The organism is Allobosea sp. Tri-44 (genome assembly GCF_004123845.1).
GTDB lineage: Bacteria > Pseudomonadota > Alphaproteobacteria > Rhizobiales > Beijerinckiaceae > Allobosea.
The window spans coordinates 171,810-187,331 of record NZ_NBDP01000064.1; the positions used below are offsets into that span (position 1 = coordinate 171,810).

At 66.6% G+C, this 15,522-nt stretch carries 17 protein-coding genes; 6 read left to right on the forward strand and 11 right to left on the reverse strand.

Translation table 11 applies throughout. The features are described from left to right. Positions 1-16: 16 nt before the first annotated feature. The 3 genes from ku to B6S44_RS28605 all read right to left on the reverse strand — a co-directional run bounded on the left by ku (position 17) and on the right by B6S44_RS28605 (position 1,699). Positions 17-907, reverse strand: coding sequence for a non-homologous end joining protein Ku (ku, locus tag B6S44_RS28595; RefSeq protein ID WP_129160402.1), 891 nt, complete (start codon positions 905-907; stop codon positions 17-19). After that, positions 907-1,149, reverse strand: a complete 243-nt coding sequence (locus B6S44_RS28600) for a hypothetical protein (RefSeq protein WP_129160403.1) — start codon at positions 1,147-1,149, stop codon at positions 907-909. Before B6S44_RS28600 ends, ku begins: the two co-directional genes overlap by 1 nt. 79 nt (positions 1,150-1,228) lie before the next feature. Further along, positions 1,229-1,699, reverse strand: a complete 471-nt coding sequence (locus B6S44_RS28605) for an NUDIX domain-containing protein (RefSeq protein ID WP_248309812.1) — start codon at positions 1,697-1,699, stop codon at positions 1,229-1,231. 211 nt (positions 1,700-1,910) lie between these two features. On the opposite strand from B6S44_RS28605, the gene rpsO reads away from it, so the two are divergent. The 3 genes from rpsO to B6S44_RS28620 all read left to right on the forward strand — a co-directional run bounded on the left by rpsO (position 1,911) and on the right by B6S44_RS28620 (position 5,407). Continuing rightward, positions 1,911-2,180, forward strand: a complete 270-nt coding sequence (gene rpsO, locus B6S44_RS28610; RefSeq protein ID WP_126114668.1) for a 30S ribosomal protein S15 — start codon at positions 1,911-1,913, stop codon at positions 2,178-2,180. A gap of 284 nt (positions 2,181-2,464) precedes the next feature. After that, positions 2,465-4,636: a polyribonucleotide nucleotidyltransferase gene (gene pnp / locus B6S44_RS28615; protein WP_129160404.1), complete on the forward strand. Its 2,172-nt coding sequence runs from the start codon at positions 2,465-2,467 to the stop codon at positions 4,634-4,636. A gap of 138 nt (positions 4,637-4,774) precedes the next feature. Next, positions 4,775-5,407 (forward strand): pyridoxamine 5'-phosphate oxidase family protein, encoded by a 633-nt coding sequence (locus tag B6S44_RS28620; protein ID WP_129160405.1) that lies wholly within the window; start codon positions 4,775-4,777, stop codon positions 5,405-5,407. A gap of 123 nt (positions 5,408-5,530) precedes the next feature. On the opposite strand, the gene B6S44_RS28625 is transcribed toward B6S44_RS28620, so the two are convergent. Then, on the reverse strand, positions 5,531-7,162 hold the full coding sequence (locus B6S44_RS28625) for an HAL/PAL/TAL family ammonia-lyase (protein WP_129160406.1): 1,632 nt from the start codon (positions 7,160-7,162) through the stop codon (positions 5,531-5,533). Between the two features lie 207 nt (positions 7,163-7,369). Between B6S44_RS28625 and hemA the strand changes: the two genes are divergently transcribed. Beyond that, the gene (hemA, locus tag B6S44_RS28630) at positions 7,370-8,581 is read left to right on the forward strand and encodes a 5-aminolevulinate synthase (RefSeq protein WP_129160407.1); all 1,212 of its coding nucleotides are present in this window, start codon (positions 7,370-7,372) and stop codon (positions 8,579-8,581) included. A 17-nt stretch (positions 8,582-8,598) separates the two neighbouring features. Here the strand turns inward: hemA and B6S44_RS28635 are convergent, their stop codons facing one another. From B6S44_RS28635 to B6S44_RS28655, 5 genes are all read right to left on the reverse strand, one after another. Next, on the reverse strand, positions 8,599-9,597 hold the full coding sequence (locus tag B6S44_RS28635; protein WP_129160408.1) for an adenosine kinase: 999 nt from the start codon (positions 9,595-9,597) through the stop codon (positions 8,599-8,601). A 56-nt stretch (positions 9,598-9,653) separates the two neighbouring features. Further along, positions 9,654-10,028: a helix-turn-helix domain-containing protein gene (locus B6S44_RS28640; protein WP_129160409.1), complete on the reverse strand. Its 375-nt coding sequence runs from the start codon at positions 10,026-10,028 to the stop codon at positions 9,654-9,656. Beyond that, the gene (locus B6S44_RS28645; RefSeq protein ID WP_129160410.1) at positions 10,025-10,588 is read right to left on the reverse strand and encodes a Smr/MutS family protein; all 564 of its coding nucleotides are present in this window, start codon (positions 10,586-10,588) and stop codon (positions 10,025-10,027) included. The genes B6S44_RS28640 and B6S44_RS28645 overlap by 4 nt, the downstream gene beginning before the upstream one ends. Before the next feature lie 3 nt (positions 10,589-10,591). After that, complete coding sequence (mltA, locus tag B6S44_RS28650) at positions 10,592-11,647, reverse strand: murein transglycosylase A (protein ID WP_164986000.1); 1,056 nt, start codon at positions 11,645-11,647, stop codon at positions 10,592-10,594. 119 nt (positions 11,648-11,766) lie between these two features. After that, complete coding sequence (locus tag B6S44_RS28655) at positions 11,767-12,492, reverse strand: Tim44/TimA family putative adaptor protein (RefSeq protein ID WP_129160412.1); 726 nt, start codon at positions 12,490-12,492, stop codon at positions 11,767-11,769. A 253-nt stretch (positions 12,493-12,745) separates the two neighbouring features. On the opposite strand from B6S44_RS28655, the gene secB reads away from it, so the two are divergent. Further along, positions 12,746-13,240, forward strand: coding sequence for a protein-export chaperone SecB (gene secB / locus B6S44_RS28660; protein ID WP_129160413.1), 495 nt, complete (start codon positions 12,746-12,748; stop codon positions 13,238-13,240). Between the two features lie 159 nt (positions 13,241-13,399). Beyond that, positions 13,400-14,143, forward strand: coding sequence for a TerC family protein (locus tag B6S44_RS28665; protein WP_126114679.1), 744 nt, complete (start codon positions 13,400-13,402; stop codon positions 14,141-14,143). Positions 14,144-14,190: 47 nt separating this feature from the next. On the opposite strand, the gene dnaQ is transcribed toward B6S44_RS28665, so the two are convergent. Further along, positions 14,191-14,898, reverse strand: a complete 708-nt coding sequence (gene dnaQ / locus B6S44_RS28670; RefSeq protein WP_129160414.1) for a DNA polymerase III subunit epsilon — start codon at positions 14,896-14,898, stop codon at positions 14,191-14,193. Between the two features lie 2 nt (positions 14,899-14,900). After that, positions 14,901-15,512 (reverse strand): dephospho-CoA kinase, encoded by a 612-nt coding sequence (gene coaE / locus B6S44_RS28675; RefSeq protein WP_129160415.1) that lies wholly within the window; start codon positions 15,510-15,512, stop codon positions 14,901-14,903. Between the last annotated feature and the right edge of the window lie 10 nt (positions 15,513-15,522).

Genomic DNA, 15,522 nt, shown 5'->3' on the forward strand with positions numbered 1-15,522 from the left:
CGCCCTCCGACGCGCGTCAGGCGCTTTTCTTGGCCTTGCCGGCAGCGGGTTTTTTGGTCGACTTGGCTGCAGCCGATGGCTTCTTGCCGCGAGGCGGCGATTTTTCCGATTTGCCGGGGGACGAGCCGGTCTCCTCGCCGAGGCTCTTCTTCAGCGCCTCGAACAGGTTGACGACATTGGAGGGGCGCTCGGCGGGCTTCGCCACCGGCGGCTTCTTGCCCTTGCGCTTGGCCGCGATCAGCTCGAGCAGCGCCTCCTCATAGCGGTCCTCGAAGCCGCTCGGATCGAACGTCGCCTGCTTCTTCTCGATGATATGGGTAGCGAGATCGACCAGCTCCTCGTCGAGCTTGCCCTTGCGCAAGCCATCGAAGATCTCGTCCGGCTGGCGCACGGTCTTGTCGTAGCGCAGCGTGGTCAGCAGCAGGCCCTTGTCGAAGGGCTCGATCATCACCGGCCGCTCGCGGCGATAGAGCACGATGCGAGCGATGCCGGCCTTCTTCTGCTTGGCCATCGCCTCGCGGATCACGGCGAAGGCCTCTTCCGAGACCTCGTCGGACGGGCTGAGATAATAGGGCTGGTCGAAATAGATCTGCGGGATCGCGGCGCGGTCGACGAACTGCTCGATCGACAGCGTATGCGAGCTTTCGATCTGGACCGCGTCGATCTCGTCCTCCTCGATCAGGAGGTATTCGTCGCCACCGATCTCGTAGCCCTTGACCTCGTCGTCGCTGTCGACCGGCTTGCCGCTGACGCTGTCGATGTACTGACGGCGCACGGTATTGCCGGTCTTGCGGTTGATGACGCGGAAGGAGACCTTCTCGCTATGGTCGGTCGCGGAGGTCAGTTCGACGGCGCAGGAGACCAGCGAGAGCTTGAGATAGCCCTTCCAGGCCGGACGGGGCGCCATCAAGCCGCCCTCAGCGCCGGCCGAGCCGGGAAGGCCGGCGGCAGGCCGCGCAGCCAGGCCTCGGCCCGGACGATCTCGTCGCGGGTCACGACCGGCACGGGATCGGAGAGGATCGCGAGCAGGACCTCGCGGTCGAGCTGGCCGTTGGCGATCACGTCACGGAGCGCGTCGCGGGTTTCGCGCTCGGCCCGCAGCTGGGCGCCGAGCGCGGCGATGAGGCGGTCCTTCGGCATGGCTGGCATGATACTCGACCCCGGTTGGAGACCTGCGGCGAGTCAACCTATGGAGCCGGCAGAGGTTCCGGCGGGCAGTGCCTCGGAGTCAGCGAGCTGGCTCGTCGTCCACCAGTACTTCCTCGGGCGGAACCGGATCGGGTGCACCCTCGGAGAGGTATCGTGCCAGGATCGCCGGCAGACCCAATGGCGTAAGCGGCTCCTGGACGCTGTTGAGCTCGGCGACCGGCCACCAGCGATGCTCGACGACGTTCTGCGCCTCGACCTCGTCGGTCATGATGGGATCGAAGCGAGCGACCTCGACGATGCGATACTCCTCGCGCTGCGAGATTCGGCGGGCGCCCCAGTCGAAGGTATGGTGGCGGCGCCAGACCAATGCTCCGATCCGGAATTCGACCAGCCCGAGCTCTTCGCGGAGTTCGCGCCTCAGGCCGTCCTCGATCGTCTCACCATGATCGAGCCCGCCGCCCGGCGCGATCCAGAAGCACCTCGTTTCGCCTGGCGGTCGCAGGCGAAAGAGCAGGGTCTCCCGTTCCGGCGTGAGGATGAGCGCGCGCACAGCCTGTCTTTCCTCAACCTGCTGCATGCCCTTCCCCTCGCCGCGACGCTGCACGCTAGCCTTTCCGCCAGTTTCGTGTATATGCCCGGGCAACCGGCCCGATGGCCGGCTGCGCATCCCTTCCGCGATGAGGCGGATGCGGGCTTCGGACCCTGCTGGACGACATCCCGGCCTGGCCCGCCAGATCAACACCGAACCAAAGGACATGACGATGTCGATCACTGCCGAGCGCAAGACCGCGCTCATCAACGAACACGCCACCAAGCCGAACGACACCGGCTCGCCGGAAGTCCAGGTCGCGATCCTCACCGAGCGCATTAACAACCTGACCGGCCACTTCAAGTCCCACACCAAGGACAACCATTCGCGTCGCGGCCTGCTCAAGCTGGTCTCGCAGCGCCGCTCCCTGCTCGACTACCTCAAGGGCAAGGAAGAAGCGCGCTACAAGACGTTGATCGAGAAGCTCGGCATCCGCCGCTGATCGAGACCGAATTTCCGCCCGGTGCCTCGCTGCTCCGGGCGGTTCTACTAGAGGCCACGTAACAGGCCTCGTTTCGGGAGCGCCGCAATGACGCGACGTTCCCCCTTCAGTGCGGCAGCCGCATGGGGCGGCGCACCGCATGATCCGCCGGCGTCAGCGACGTCCATGGCAGGATCGCCGAGCGCCCGGGCGCCGCTTCTTTCGAGCATATCCCGGACGTTTAGCCGTCTTGCCCATGGGCTCGAGCGACGCCGGACGGATCGCATCCGACCGAAAGAAAACCAATGTTCGACATCCAAACCGAAGAACTGATCTGGGGCGGCCGCAAGCTCGTCCTCGAAACCGGCAAGATCGCCCGCCAGGCCGACGCCGCCGTGCTCGCGACCTATGGCGAGACCGTCGTGCTCGCGACCGTCGTCTCCGCCAAGTCGCCGAAGGCCGGGATCGACTTCTTCCCGCTGACCGTGAACTACCAGGAAAAGACCTTCGCCGCCGGCCGCATTCCCGGGGGCTATTTCAAGCGCGAGGGACGCCCGACCGAGAAGGAGACGCTGGTCTCGCGCCTGATCGACCGGCCGATCCGCCCGCTCTTCGTCGAGGGCTACCGCAACGAGACGCAGGTCGTCTGCACCGTGCTGCAGCATGACCTGGAGAACGATCCCGACATCGTCGCGATGGTCGCCGCCTCCGCGGCCCTGACGCTCTCCGGCGTGCCCTTCATGGGCCCGGTCGGCGCTGCCCGCGTCGGCTATTTCGACGGCGCCTACAAGCTCAACCCGCTGGTCGACGAGATCAAGGAATCGCAGCTCGACCTCGTCGTCGCCGGTACGCCCGACGCCGTCCTGATGGTCGAGTCCGAGGCCAAGCAGCTCTCCGAGGAGATCATGCTCGGCGCCGTGATGTTCGGCCACAAGCACTTCCAGCCGGTGATCGACGCCATCATCCGCCTGGCCGAGAAGGCCGCCAAGGAGCCGCGCGACTACGTGCCGGCCGACAACTCGGTCGTGCTCGAGGCCGTGCTCAAGCTGGTCGATGCGGATATCCGCGCCGCCTACAAGATCACCACCAAGGCCGAGCGCTACAAGGCGCTGGATGCCGCCAAGGCCAAGGTCCAGGCGCTCGTCTCGGAGACCCCGGACGGCAAGACGACCTTCACCAAGGAGCAGGTCGGCGGCCAGTTCAAGGAGGCGCAGGCCAAGGTCGTGCGCTGGACCATCCTCGACGACGGCGTCCGCATCGACGGCCGCGACCTGAAGACCGTCCGCAAGATCGTCTCGGAAGCCGGCATCCTGCCGCGCACCCACGGTTCGGCGCTGTTCACCCGCGGCGAGACCCAGGCGCTGGTCGTGACCACGCTCGGCACCGGCGACGACGAGCAGTACATCGACTCGCTGGAAGGCACCTACAAGGAGACCTTCCTGCTGCACTACAACTTCCCTCCCTATTCGGTTGGTGAAGCTGGCCGCATGGGTTCGCCCGGCCGTCGCGAGATCGGCCACGGCAAGCTCGCCTGGCGCGCCATCCGCCCGATGCTGCCGGCGAAGTCGGAGTTCCCGTACACGATCCGCGTCGTCTCGGAGATCACCGAGTCGAACGGCTCCTCCTCGATGGCCACCGTCTGCGGCACCTCGCTGGCGCTGATGGATGCCGGCGTCCCGCTGAAGGCGCCGGTCGCGGGCATCGCCATGGGCCTGATCCTGGAAGGCGAGCGCTTCGCAGTGCTCTCCGACATCCTCGGCGACGAGGATCATCTCGGCGACATGGACTTCAAGGTCGCCGGTACGGCCGAGGGCATCACCTCGCTCCAGATGGACATCAAGATCGCCGGCATCACCGAGGAGATCATGAAGGTCGCCCTCGACCAGGCCAAGGGCGGTCGTGACCACATCCTCAGTGAGATGAACAAGGCGCTCTCGGTGGCCCGCGGCCAGCTCGGCGAATATGCGCCGCGCATCGAGACGATGAAGATCCCGGTCGACAAGATCCGCGAAGTCATCGGCTCCGGCGGCAAGGTCATCCGCGAAATCGTCGAGAAGACCGGCGCCAAGGTCAACATCGAGGACGACGGCACCATCAAGATCGCCTCGGCCGACGGCAAGTCGATCGAAGCGGCGATCAAGTGGATCAAGTCGATCGTCTCGGAAGCCGAGCCGGGCATGATCTATGACGGCACGGTCGTGAAGGTCATGGAGTTCGGCGCCTTCGTGAACTTCTTCGGCGCCAAGGACGGCCTCGTCCACATCTCCGAACTCGCCGCCAAGCGGGTCCAGAAGGTGCAAGACGTCGTCAAGGAAGGCGACAAGGTCAAGGTCAAGTTCCTCGGCATGGACGAGCGTGGCAAGGTGCGCCTGTCGATGAAGGTGGTCGATCAGGCCACCGGCGAGGACATCACCGAGAAGCTGAAGGCCGAGCGCGACGCCGAGAAGTCCCGCGAACGCCAGGGCGCCGAGGACTGAGCTGCCCGGAACGCGCTAGCGTTTCACGTGAATCAGACGCCCCGCATCGAAAGGTGCGGGGCGTCTCTTTTTGGGGCAAACCTCTGGTGCGCTGCAGCGAATCCAAATAGTCTAGACTTATTGTCTTCGGAGGCTGGCATGACCGCGCATCGCATCACCTCACCCGAGCAGCTCGCCGCGCTCTACCCGAACCCGATCGCACCGGCCTCGGTGATCAAGGAGATCGACCACATCGACGCCAACTATGGTGCGCTGATCGCGGCCTCGCCGTTTTTCGTGCTCGCCACCAACGGTCCGGACGGCCTGGATTGCTCGCCGCGCGGGGATCTGCCGGGGTTTGTTACGGTCAGCGACGCGAAAACGCTGCTGATTCCGGACCGAAGAGGCAATAACAGACTGGATTCATTGAAGAATCTTCTGTCCGACAATCGAATCGGAATGCTCTTTCTGATCCCCGGATATGGCGAAACCCTGCGCGTCAACGGTACCGCGGTGCTGTCGACCGAGCCGGAGCTGTGCGCGCGCTTCGAGATGTCCGGGAAGCTGCCCGCCTGCGTGATCGTGGTGACCGTCGAGGCGGCCTACTTCCAATGCTCGCGGGCGGTGGTGCGCGCCGACCTCTGGAACCCGGCGGCGCAGGTCGACAAGCGCACACTGCCGAGCGCCGGCACGATCCTGCGGGAGATTTCGGCGCGGGCCGCGGCAGAGACGTTCGACGGCGAGGCCTATGACAAGGCGTTGCCGGAGCGGGTCAAGGCGACGCTGTACTGACCAGGCGCGAGTCGTCCCGGGCGGAGCGAAGCGCAGACCCGGGACTCATGCCTGAACCGTTCCGGAATGGATCCCGGATCGGCGCCGCTATCGCGGCTTGTCCGGGATGACAGAACGTGGGGCCTACTCCAGCGCCCCGACCACCGCCTCGACCGCCTCGACGATCGCGCCCGAGCGCACCAGCACCGTCGCCTCATTCATCTCGGCGGCGTACCAGCGGTCGCCGTCGAGTGCCGGCGGGATCGTCTCGCGCAGCGCGTCCAGCGCCGCCTGCGTGCCCTTGCCGATCGGATGGGCCTTCGCCGTCTCGGCGATCAGCGACAGCGCCTGGCAGGCCATCAGGATCTCGGCGGCGATGATCATCTCGACATTCTCGACGACGGTGCGCGCCTTGCGGCCGCACCAGGTCGAGTTCGAGACATGGTCCTCGGCATTCGACTTGCCCGGGATCGAATCGACCGAGCCGGGTGATGACAGCGTGCGGTTCTCCATCACCAGGGCCGACATCGAGCATTGCACCGTGGCAAAGCCGGTGTTGAGGCCGCGCTTGCCGGCGAGCAGGTTGCGCGGCAGGCCGTAGCTCAGCGTCGGGTCGACGAGGCGGGCGAGGCGGCGCTCGCAGATCGAGCCGAGATCGGTCATGGCGATGGCGAGCAGGTCCATCGCCTGCGCGACATACTGGCCGTGGAAATGGCCGCCGGAGATGACACGGTAGCCATCGTCCTCCGGGAAGATCAGCGGATTGTCGGTCGCCGAATTGGTCTCGGTTGCGATGATGCGGCTGACATAGTCGAGCGCCTCGCGCGCGGGGCCATGAACCTGCGGGGCGCAGCGCAGCGAATAGACGTCCTGGACCCGCGGCGCCGGCGGCTTGCCTGGCGTGCGGCCGATCTCGTCGGGATAGATCGTCTCGCGGGCCGAGGCCGAGCAGCGCTTCGAGCCTTGCGTGATCTTGAGCAGGTTGCGCGCGACCAGCGCCTGGCCGGGATGCGGGCGGGCGGCATGGACGCGCGGATCGAAAGCGGCGAGTTCGCCGCGCATGGCTTCGAGCGAAAGCGCCAACCCGATATCCGCGGCCTTGGTCAGGCGCCTGGCGTCCTCGGTGGCGAGCACACCGAGCGCCAGCGAGACGGTCGAGCCGTTGATCAGAGCGGACGCGTCCTTGGCGCCGAGCTTGAAGTCGGGCTCCAGCCCAGCCTTGGCGAGGGCGTCGCGGGCCTTCATACGCTTGCCCTTGTAGAAGGCTTCCGCTTCCTCGAAGCCGCAGACCGCCGCCGACATATGGGCGAGCGGGGCGAGATCGCCGGAGGCGCCGACCGAGCCCTTTTGCGGGATCACCGGGTGAACGCCGGCATTGAGGCAGGCGAGCAGGCGCTCGACCAGCGCGACCTGCGGGCCGGAATAGTTCGAGGCGAAGGCATTGGCGCGCAGCAGCATGGTGGCGCGCGTCACATCCTCGGGAAAGGGCTCGCCGATGCCGGTGGCGTGCGCATAGACGCTCTTGCGCTGATATTCGGTCATCTCCGACATCAGCACGCGCTGGTCCTTGAACAGGCCGACACCGGTGTTGAAGGAGTACATGAACGGGGCTTCGTCGTTCATGAAATTGGCGTCGATATGGGCCCGCGTCGCCGCGATCGCCTCGCGCGCTGCCGGCGCGAGATTCGCCTTCTCATAGCGGCCGGAGGGGCCGGGCCGGGCCACGCGCAGCACCTGCTTGCCCTTCAGAGTCCGTCCGTCGATCGTTACCGCCATGGCCTGTCCTCGTCAGCTTTGCCGTCGATCTAACGGGCCATCGCGGAAAAGGAAAAGGCCCATTCCCGCCCGGAAACGAAAAGCACCTTGCACGATGCAGTGCGGACTGCGCTAGGATCGAACCGCTGCGGCCTTGCTCCGGCGCGACATCGGCGCGCCTTTACGCAGCGCCTGGAATCCCTAAAAGGTGCCGCCAGGAGCGTCACGATGGATTTCGAAGCCTTTTTCCGCAGCGAACTCGACGGCCTCAGGGCCGAGGGCCGCTACCGCGTCTTCGCCGATCTCGAGCGCCGTGCCGGCCGCTTTCCCCGCGCCGCCTTCCACGGCCCGGGCGGGCCACGCGAGGTCACCGTCTGGTGCTCGAACGACTATCTCGGCATGGGCCAGCACCCGGCCGTGCTCGCTGCGATGCGCGAAGCGCTCGACAGCTGCGGCGCCGGCGCCGGCGGCACCCGCAACATCGCCGGGACCAACCACTATCACGTCCTCCTGGAGCGCGAGCTCGCCGACCTGCACGGCAAGGAGGCGGCGCTGCTGTTCAACTCCGGCTACATGTCGAACTGGGCCTCGCTCTCGACGCTGGCCGCGCGCATTCCCGGCTGCGTCGTGCTGACCGACGCTGCGAACCACGCCTCGATGATCGAGGGCATCCGGCATTCGCGGGCAGAGAAGCTGATCTTCGCCCATAACGATGCGCAGGATTTGCGCCGCAAGCTCCAGGCGATCGATCCGGCCAGGCCGAAGCTGATCGCCTTCGAGTCGGTCTATTCGATGGATGGCGACATCGCACCTGTCGCCGAATTCTGCGATCTCGCCGACGAGTTCGGCGCGATGACCTATATCGACGAGGTCCATGCCGTCGGGCTCTACGGCCCGCGCGGCGGCGGCGTCAGCGAGCGCGACGGGCTCACTCACCGGCTCGACCTGATCGAGGGCACGCTGGCCAAGTCCTTCGGCGTGATGGGCGGCTATGTCACCGGCTCAGCAGCTCTCTGCGACTTCATCCGCAGCTTCGCCTCCGGCTTCATCTTCTCGAGCTCGCTGCCGCCCACCCTCGCCGCCGGTGCGCTCGCCGCGATTCGTCATCTCAAGACGAGCTCGGTTGAGCGCGAGGGCCAGCAGGACCAGGTGCGCAAGCTCCGCAGTCAGCTCGACCAGGCCGGCATCCCGCATCTGCCCAACCCCAGCCATATCGTGCCGGTGATGGTCGGCGATGCCGCGCTGTGCAAGCGGATCAGCGACGAGCTGCTGGAGCGCTTTTCGATCTACGTCCAGCCGATCAATTACCCGACCGTGGCACGCGGCAGCGAGCGGCTGCGCATCACGCCGACACCACTGCATTCAGACGAGGACATCGCCGCGCTGGTCGGCGCGCTCAGCGGGATCTGGAGCGCGGCGGGACTGAAGCGGGCGGCCTGAACGGCCGCCCTTTTTCGTCAGAGCAGGCCGTTATTGCCCGCGAGCGTCTTCAGGTTGACGTCCGGGCGCGCGCCGACATGGCTGATGACTTCGGCGGCGGCAAGCGCGCCGAGCCGCAGGCAATCGCGGGCCTCGCGGTTGGTCGTCAGGCCGTGCAGAAAGCCGGCTGCGAAGAGATCGCCGGCGCCGGTCGCATCGACCACACGCTCGATCGGGAAGACCGGCTCGGCAACGACGCCATCGGGCGTCAGCGCCAGCGCGCCGTTCTCCGAGCGCGTGATGACCGCCAGGATGTTTTCGGCCCGCAGCGCCGCCAGCGCCGTGTCGAAATCGGCGCTCTGATAGAGGCTCTTCAGCTCGTGTTCGTTGGCGAAGACGAGATCGACCATGCGATTGCGGATCAGGCCGAGGAATTCATCGCGATAGCGGTCGACGCAGAAGGAATCCGACAGGGTGATGGCAACGCGGCCACCAGCCTTGTGGGCGAGCTCCGAGGCCTTGCGGAAGGCGTCCTTGGCCGCCGGCGGATCCCAGAGATAGCCTTCGAGATAGACGATATCGGCGTTCTCGACCGTCGCGGCATCGACATCGGCCGGCGACAGGCCCTGGCAGGCGCCGAGATAGGTGTTCATCGTGCGCTCGCCATCCGGCGTGACGATGATGAAGGAGCGCGCCGTCGCCGGGCCGTCATTCGCCGCAGCGGTATCGAAGGCGACGCCGAGTGAGGTCAGATCGTGGCGATAGAGCCCGCCGAGCTCGTCGGCCTTGACCTTGCCGATGAAGGCACCCTTTCCGCCGAAGGAGGCGAGCCCGGCGATGGTGTTGGCGGCCGAACCGCCGGAGACCACCTTGCCCGGCCCCATCGCGCCATAGAGCAATTCGGCCCTGGCTTCATCGATCAGCGCCATCGAGCCTTTGACCAACTCGTACTGCGCCAGGAAATCTTCCTCCGCCGAGGCGAAGACGTCGACGATGGCGTTGCCGAGGGCGAGCACGTCATAGCGCTTGGAGGTCATGAAGCTGTCCTGGATGGCGGGAGAATGGCGGCGTGTGGCATTGCCGGGAGAGGAGGTCAAGCGCTGCCGCGCCGGCGCGCGGCGCTGTCGAGGATCGAGGTCAGAGCCGCCAGATCGGACGGACCGAGCCACTGCACCTCATGAGCGAGGCGATTGGCGAACAATGTCGCCTCCGGTTCGAGGCCGGCCGTATCGATCACGATGCGCGGATGGGAGAGCTCGGCGAGGCGGATCAGTTCGTCCGCCTCGTCCCAGATCACGCCGAGCACATGGATCGCGCCCTGGATCAGGGTGAAGGTCGGCTGGCCGCGCTTGCCGTGCTCCAGCGCCGAGAGATAGGCGGGTGTGACGCCGAGCGCTTGCGCCATCTGCGCCAGCGTGACGCCGCGAGCCGCACGCAATTCACGGACGCGGCGGCCGAAGGGCGTCATTCGCCCAACTCCCGGCTGCGGCGCAGGCGAATGTAGAGCGCGCCCGCGCCGCCATGGCGCTGCTCGGCCTCGTCGAAGCCCAGCACCAAAGGACGCAGATCCGGCAGACGCAGCCAGTGCGGGACGTTGCGACGCAGGATACCGCGCTCCTCGCCATAAGGGACATCGCCGGCGATTCCCTTGCCGGTCACCACCAGCACCAGCTTGGCGCCACGTTGTTGCTGCAGGCGCAGGAAGCCGCGCAGGGCCGAATGGGCCTCATCCTGGCGCAGCCCGTGCAGGTCGATCACCGCTTCGACACCCTGCTGCCCACGACGCAATTGCGTACGCATGCGCCGCTCCAGCGGCACCAGCGGCGGCGGAGCGGGCTTCGTCGGGCGCCCCTTGAGCGCAAGGGCTGCGGGAGGCTGGGCACTCTCCACGGGCGGGGGCGGCTTTTCCGATGTCGCTTCCGGCTCGGCTTCGACGGGCGTGCGGCCGGGCAGCGGCTTGATCGTGCGCGCGACCTGGCGCCAGAGCGCGAGTTCCGCCTCGGAGAGGAGCTTTCCGCGCCGTCGCATGGCTCAGCGCGGCCAGAGCACGACGAAATCGAAGGGGTGCCGGATCAGGCCGGCGCGATGGCCGGCTTCTGCACCGGAGCCGACGAATAGATCGATCCGGGCCGGGCCGACGATCGCCGTGCCGGTATCCTGGGCCAGGACGAGCCGAGCCAGTTTTTCACTGCCACCCTTGCCGTCGGGAATCTCGGTGTCGATCCAGGCCGGCATGCCATAGGGCCAGAGCGAGCGGTCGACCGCGATGCTGCGCAGCGGCGTCAGCGGCAGGCCGGCGCCGCCGATCGGACCCGAATCGGCCGGTAGTGCATCGTTACGAGCGAAGAAAACGAAGGAGCGGTTGAGTCGGATCAGCTCGCGGGCGAAGCCGGCATCCGCCTTCAGTCGCGCGATGAGCTTGTCCATCGTCATCTGCTCGGGCGGGATGCTCTCGCGCCGGCTGAGCTCGCGCCCGAGCGAGGTATAGGGGTGGCCGTTGCGCCCGGAATAGACGAGGCGCACGACCTTGCCGTCCGGCAGGCGGATCCGGCCCGAGCCCTGGACCTGCAGGACGAAGCGATCGACGGGATCGCGCATAAAGAGGATCTCGAGCCCCTGGCCGGCGAGCGCTCCCTCTTCGATCTCCCCGCGGTCAGGGAAGGGCTCCAGCCCCTTGGCGGTCCGGCGCGCCGAGGTCAGGGCTGGATCGAGGCCGGGCCAATCATCGCCAGCCATCTTCGTCACGAGATCGACGGGGCGGCCATAGAGCGGCGTCGGGAAGGCGTCCGAGCGGGTCAGCGCGCCTTCGAACTCCGGCTCGAAATAACCGGTCATGAAGCCGCGCGCGGCCCCGGCGGGACGGATGCGCCAGAAAGTGAAGTTGCTCTCGAAGAAGCGACGAGCCGCATCCTCGCTTGGTTCGCCTCCGGCCAGCAGGCTTGCAGCTCTCGTGCACAAGGCCGGCAGAGCGGGAGGGGAAGCCGCGCCCTGCCGCAGTGGCGGGTCGGTCTCGCAGCCTTGCGCGAACAGGCGCAGGACGACGCGCTGATCGTCGGCGCTCCAGCCGGCAAGCACAGCGGGCGCCACGGGTTCGGCCCGGGCGCCCGTCGGCAAAGGTGGAGATGAAGCTTCCGCGCCAGTCATCGACAGGCCTGCGGCCAGAAATCCTGGAACGAGGAGCCCCAGAACGAAGCCGGCGGCACGGATCACGCGGCCGATTCGGTGGCGACCAGCAGCCAGTTCGGATCACGGCTGCCGAGCTGGCGCGAGAAGGTCCAGACGTCGTTGACCTCGGAGACCGCATCGGCACTGCCGTCGACGGCATTGCCCTGCGCATCGCGGACCACGCTGATCAATTGCGAGACGAAGGCGATGGTGACCTGACCCGTCTTGCCCTTGACGTCGACCGCGACGATCTCGGCCTTGTCGATCGAGACGAAGTTGGATTCGGCCTTCTCGCCGCGCTTTTCGCGATCGGCGATCGCCTGCTCGAAGCCGTCATAGACTTCCTTGGCAAGCAGACCCTTCAAGGTCTTGCGGTCGCCGCGGGCGAAGGCGGTGACGATGGTCTCGTAGGCCGATTTCGCGCCACCGAGAAAGCCCTGAGGCTCGAAGCTCGGCTCCTGCCGGACGAGCGCATCGAGGCCGAGGGCGATGGGCGAGCCCGGCTCGGCGATGCCCTTCCAGCGTTCGCCATCAGCCACTGGGGCAGCTGCGGCATCGTTGGCGGCGCCCGGCAGCCGGACGACATTGTCGCGTCGCTCGCCATTGCCCGGCTGGTCGGGCCGCATCGGCGGCGCCTCACGACGCGCGAACGGATCGACCGGTGGCTTCTCGTGCCCGGTCTTCTGGCCCAGAACCGAGCGCAGTTTCCAGGCGACGAAAACGGCCAGGGCCAGGAAGACCAGGGTCGTCATATCGAAATTCTGCATCGCCGGCTGATCCGAACCTCGAAAACTCGTTCCCGCACAAGCGCACTCACGTCGCCCGTCATCGAACGGATATGGTGAAGGAGGCTCGTAACATCCACCCCCGGGGTGCGACAAGGGCGCGAAAGCGCGCTTCGCTTGTGCCGGCCCCGCCGCCATGATAGCCGACGCGGGCCCGGCGCTGCCGCCTTGCCCGGGCGGTTCCGGCCACGGCACGGAATTTCCCGATGGTTTTGTGCAGATAATGATGGGATCGATGGCCAACGAAAACGGCAACGGCGCCGGCGCCGCCGACCAGCAGGGGCCCAGCCTCAACACGCTGGTCCAGTACATCAAGGATTTCTCCTTTGAGAACCCCAATGCTCCGCGCTCGCTGACCCAGCAGCAACAGCAGGGCGGGCCGCAGATCGGCCTCCAGGTCAATGTCCACGCCAACGCGCTCGGCGAGAACGACATCGAGACGATCCTGACGCTCGAGGGCAAGGCGACGCTAAACGACGAGACGCTCTTCGCGTTCGAGCTGAGCTATGCCGGCGTCTTCCGCATCCTCGGCGTGCCGCAGGAGCAGTTGCACGCGGTCGTGATGATCGACTGCCCGCGCCTGCTCTTCCCGTTCGCCCGGGCGATCGTTGCCGATGCAGTGCGCAATGGCGGCTTCCCGCCGCTCTATATCGACCCGATCGACTTCGCCCAGCTCTACCGCCAGCGTCTCGAGGAGATGCAGGCGCAGCAGGGTGCTCCGAACGCCTGAACGGCAGCCGCCAGAAATAAGAGACCGAAAAGAGCCCTCCGGGGCTCTTTTTTATTGTTAATTCGCGCAGCCGCTTGCGAAGCAGCCAGTCGCTTTCCATCTCGACCTCGCCAGAGGTGCCCGTTCCGGCGCGCCGTTCCCGCGAGGTTCACGATTTCCATGGATGCCCTTATGACGCTCGCCGCCGACCCAGCCATATGGGCGGCGCTCGGCGCCCTGATCGCCATGGAGGTCGTCCTCGGTATCGACAACCTCATCTTCATCTCGATCCTGACCAACAAGCTGCCCGAGCATCAGCGTGCGCGCGGCCGCCGGATCGGCATCGGATTGGCGCTGATCTTGCGCCTCGCTTTGCTCTCGACAGTCGCTTTCATCGTGCAGCTCACCGCGCCGGTGTTCTCGGTCTTCGGCAAGGCCTTCTCCTGGCGCGACATGATCCTGATCGCCGGTGGCCTGTTCCTGGTCTGGAAGGCGACCAAGGAGATCCACCATAAGGTCGATCCCGATCACGGACCTGATATGTTCGACGGAGGAGCCGCCGCAGCCGTGACTTTCGGCGGCGTGATCTTCCAGATCCTGCTGCTCGACCTCGTCTTCTCGATCGACAGCATCATCACCGCCGTCGGCATGACCGAGCACGTTCCGGTGATGGTGATCGCCGTCATCGTCGCCGTGCTGGTGATGCTGCTCGCGGCCGACCCGCTGGCCCGCTTCATCGACAAGAACCCGACGATCGTGATGCTGGCGCTCGGCTTCCTCTTGATGATCGGCGGCACGCTGATCGGCGAGGGCTTCGGCGCTCATATCCCGAAGGGCTACATCTACGCCGCCATGGCCTTCTCGGCCCTGATCGAGGGGCTGAACATGATGTCGCGCCGGGCGACCCGGAAGCGCGTCGAGTAATCGATGGGATCGTCAGGCTCGGCTTGAGCCGAGCCTGACGGCCGGTCTCACGCCTCTTCAGGCAAGCCGAGATAGCCACGCCAGAGCGGCCCCTTGAGCTTCGCCACGAAAGCCTCATGGGCGGCGCGCTCGTCCGATGTGAGGCGCGCGGCCAGCGGGCGCTGGCGAATCGGCCGCTCGATCGTGGTGGCAACCCCGACGCCAGCCCTGCCGGCGACGGCTGTGCCAAGGCCGAGGCTCGTCTGCTTGCCGCCGATCAGCTCGATATAGACCTCGGCCAGGATCTCGGAGTCGAGCAGCGCGCCGTGCTTGGTCCGGCGGCTGTTGTCGATGCCGTAGCGAGAGCAGAGCGCGTCGAGGCTGTTGCTGGCGCCGGGGTGCTTGCGCCTGGCCATGGCGAGCGTGTCGACGACGAGCGCCGGCACGATCGCAGGCAGGCCGAGCCGGCCGAACTCCATGTTGATGAAGCCGACGTCGAACGCCGCATTGTGAATGACCAGCCGGGCATCCGCGATGAAGGCGGCAAACTCCGCAGCGATCGTGGCGAAGACCGGCTTGTCGGAGAGGAAAGCCTCGGAAAGCCCGTGCACCCTGAAGGCGCCGTCCGGCATGTTCCGCTCGGGATTGATGTAGACGTGGTAATTGCGGCCGGTCGGGCAATGATTGACGAGCTCGACGCAGCCGATCTCGACGATGCGATCCCCCTTCAGCGGTTCGACGCCGGTGGTTTCCGTATCGAGAACGATCTCGCGCATGGTCAATCCGCCCTCTCAACCCGGCCGAAGCGGCCGGCAACGGCGTTCAGGATAGAGCGGACCTGGCGCTCGGCGGCCACGAGCCCGCGCGAGGTGTCCACAAGGAAGTGAGACAGGCGGCGCTTCTCGGCGTCCGGCATCTGACGGGCGAGGATCGCCGCGAGCTTGTCTTCGGTCATGCCGGAGCGGGCGAGAACCCGCTTGCGCTGGACGTCGGCCGGAGCGGTGACGACGACGACGGCATCGTAGCGGCCCTCCCCGCCTGTCTCGAGAAGGAGCGGCACATCGAGCACCGCAGCCGTGGCGCCGATCCGGCGACACTGCGCCAAGAAGGCCTGCTCCTCGGCGCGCACCAGCGGATGGACGATGGATTCGAGCTTCGCCAGCGCGTCGGGCCGCCCGAGCACGGCAGCGGAAAGCTTCGCCCGGTCGACGGCGCCATCCACCGTCGTTCCCGGAAAGGCCGCCTCGATCTGCGGCGCTGCGGCGCCGGAGTAAAGGTCATGCACCGCCTGATCGGCGTCATGGACGGGAATGCCGGCAGCACGGAACATCGCCGAAGTCGTCGACTTGCCCATGCCGATCGAGCCGGTGAGGCCGAGCAGGAAGGTCATCTCATCGCCT

Coding starts and splice junctions, on each gene's coding strand:
- ku (WP_129160402.1), bottom strand. CDS start 907: ATGGCGCCCCGTCCGGCCTGGAAGGGCTATCTCAAGCTCTCGCTGGTC.
- B6S44_RS28600 (WP_129160403.1), bottom strand. CDS start 1,149: ATGCCAGCCATGCCGAAGGACCGCCTCATCGCCGCGCTCGGCGCCCAG.
- rpsO (WP_126114668.1), top strand. CDS start 1,911: ATGTCGATCACTGCCGAGCGCAAGACCGCGCTCATCAACGAACACGCC.
- pnp (WP_129160404.1), top strand. CDS start 2,465: ATGTTCGACATCCAAACCGAAGAACTGATCTGGGGCGGCCGCAAGCTC.
- B6S44_RS28620 (WP_129160405.1), top strand. CDS start 4,775: ATGACCGCGCATCGCATCACCTCACCCGAGCAGCTCGCCGCGCTCTAC.
- B6S44_RS28625 (WP_129160406.1), bottom strand. CDS start 7,162: ATGGCGGTAACGATCGACGGACGGACTCTGAAGGGCAAGCAGGTGCTG.
- hemA (WP_129160407.1), top strand. CDS start 7,370: ATGGATTTCGAAGCCTTTTTCCGCAGCGAACTCGACGGCCTCAGGGCC.
- B6S44_RS28635 (WP_129160408.1), bottom strand. CDS start 9,597: ATGACCTCCAAGCGCTATGACGTGCTCGCCCTCGGCAACGCCATCGTC.
- B6S44_RS28640 (WP_129160409.1), bottom strand. CDS start 10,028: ATGACGCCCTTCGGCCGCCGCGTCCGTGAATTGCGTGCGGCTCGCGGC.
- B6S44_RS28645 (WP_129160410.1), bottom strand. CDS start 10,588: ATGCGACGGCGCGGAAAGCTCCTCTCCGAGGCGGAACTCGCGCTCTGG.
- B6S44_RS28655 (WP_129160412.1), bottom strand. CDS start 12,492: ATGCAGAATTTCGATATGACGACCCTGGTCTTCCTGGCCCTGGCCGTT.
- secB (WP_129160413.1), top strand. CDS start 12,746: ATGGCCAACGAAAACGGCAACGGCGCCGGCGCCGCCGACCAGCAGGGG.
- B6S44_RS28665 (WP_126114679.1), top strand. CDS start 13,400: ATGGATGCCCTTATGACGCTCGCCGCCGACCCAGCCATATGGGCGGCG.
- dnaQ (WP_129160414.1), bottom strand. CDS start 14,898: ATGCGCGAGATCGTTCTCGATACGGAAACCACCGGCGTCGAACCGCTG.
- coaE (WP_129160415.1), bottom strand. CDS start 15,512: ATGACCTTCCTGCTCGGCCTCACCGGCTCGATCGGCATGGGCAAGTCG.